At 64.2% G+C, this 1,911-nt stretch carries 1 protein-coding gene and 1 pseudogene; both read right to left on the bottom strand.

Annotated features, from left to right (window positions below; genetic code table 11):
• A partial coding sequence (locus tag ACOZK4_RS23465) for a methyl-accepting chemotaxis protein (RefSeq protein WP_421594116.1) occupies window positions 1-1,310 on the bottom strand: 1,310 nt, incomplete at its 3' end.
• Between the two features lie 189 nt (window positions 1,311-1,499).
• Window positions 1,500-1,911: pseudogene (locus ACOZK4_RS23460) on the bottom strand (methyl-accepting chemotaxis protein); the annotation flags it as partial.

Genomic DNA, 1,911 nt, shown 5'->3' with positions numbered 1-1,911 from the left:
GCCGCCTGGCTGCGTTCGGCGAGCTTGCGCACTTCCGAGGCGACGACGGCAAAGCCCTTGCCGTGTTCGCCGGCACGGGCTGCTTCCACGGCGGCGTTCAGCGCGAGCAAGTCGGTCTGGCGTGCGATTTCCTGAACGATGGAGATCTTTTCCGCGATGGTTCGCATGGCGCCGACCGCACGGCCGACCGCCTCGCCGGAAGCTTCGGCATCCTTGGCCGATTGACGGGCGATCTTCTCCGTCTGGGCGGCGTTGTCGGCGTTCTGCTTGATGTTGGCGGCCATTTCCTCCATCGAGGCGGAGGCCTCTTCGGCGGAGGACGCCTGCTCGGTCGCGCCCTGCGAGAGCTGCTCGGAGCTCGCCGACAGTTCCTGGCTGCCGGAGGAGACGTTGTTGGCGGCGGAAAGAGCGTCCGCGACGACACCGCGCAGGCGTTCCACCATGCTTTCCAGCGACAGGCCGAGCGTATCCTGGTCGGAGAGAGGCTTCGGCGTGACGGTCAGGTCGCCATTGGCGATCTGGTCGGCGATGGTGGCGGTGTTGCGCAGGTTGCCGGTCATCACATTGATGGTGTCGACAAGGTCCTTGATCTCGTCGTTCGTCTTGATCTCGACCGTCTGATTGAGATCGCCGACGGCGACGGCTTCCGCGACCGTCCTGATCTTGCGCAGGCCTGTATTGATGCCGAGCGCGATCCAGAGAGCGGCACCGACCGAAAGCAGGAAGGCGGCGACCGTCAGCGTGACCAGCGTGTAGAAGGCCGTCACATAGCTGGCGTCGGCCACGGTGTCGGAATCGCTGATGGCCGTCTCGGTTAGGGCCGAAAGGCCTGCGGTCATCGTGTCGAGCTTGTCGGAGGCGGCAGCGCCATCGGTCTGATTGAGTTCAAGCGCGAGATCGCGCTGGCCGGAGCCGACCAGCGAGACGACGCGGTCGTTGATGGCCATATAGTCATCCCAGAAGTCGCGGACTTCCTGCCACTTGGCCTTGAATTCGCCGGTCGCGTCGTTCTGGCCGTCGTTGAGCGCCTTTTCGAAGGCGGCCCGCTCGGCGGTGATGGTCGCCTTCGCTTTGTTCGCCCGCTCCGGCGTAGTGGCCATCAGCAGGTCGCCTTCGGCAAGGCCAAGCCCGTCGAAGGCGGCCGCGAGATCGTTGGCATAGTCGTCCTGCTGGATCGGACCCTCGATGAGGTCGTTGCGCAGCGTGTTCATTTCGCTGAGGCTGCGGATGCCGATACCGGCCGAAACACACAGAAGGATGATCAGGAAGCCGAAGGCAAGGCCCAGCTTCAACTTGATGGTTAGGCGCATCTCGGATTCTCCTTGTCGCAGATGCCTTTGGGGCGAGGCGTCCGCTATTGCGGCGCTCCCATGCGTGAAGACCGATACACTCACCCTTCCGCGGGCTGCCGATGCAGCCCTTTTTTACCGATGCCTACATGCGCCGGCTGGTCCGCGCGACGCATCCGTTATCGGGATGCGTCGCGAATAGTCACATGATCAAGCGCTCTGGCGGAAATCCGCATCGTCGGCGTCAGGGCCGCCCATCGACATGTCGAGGGCAAAGCCGTTGCTGCGCGGTGTCTTGGACGTCGCCGTTGCGGTGCGTTGAGCAACCGGACGCTTGGTGGCGGCAGGCGCGGCCATTTTGGCGGCGGTCGCGCGCAGCTTTCCGGCGTGGTCCGCTTCCTTGCGGCCGGCATTATCGACGCGGAAGAAGGCGATGGAGGCCTGAAGCTCTTCCGCCTGGGCGGCGAGTTCTTCGGACGTGCCGGACATCTCTTCGGAGGCCCCGGCGTTCTGCTGGGTCACTTTGTCGAGCTGCTGGATCGCTTCATTGATCTGCGAGGCGCCGATATCCTGCTCGCGGCAGGCCGCAGAGATTTCCGAGATCAATTCGGCGGTCTTGCGG

It is taken from the genome of Shinella sp. M27 (assembly GCF_049199905.1).
Taxonomy (GTDB): Bacteria; Pseudomonadota; Alphaproteobacteria; order Rhizobiales; family Rhizobiaceae; genus Shinella.
This window is presented reverse-complemented; position numbering and strand designations above follow the sequence as displayed.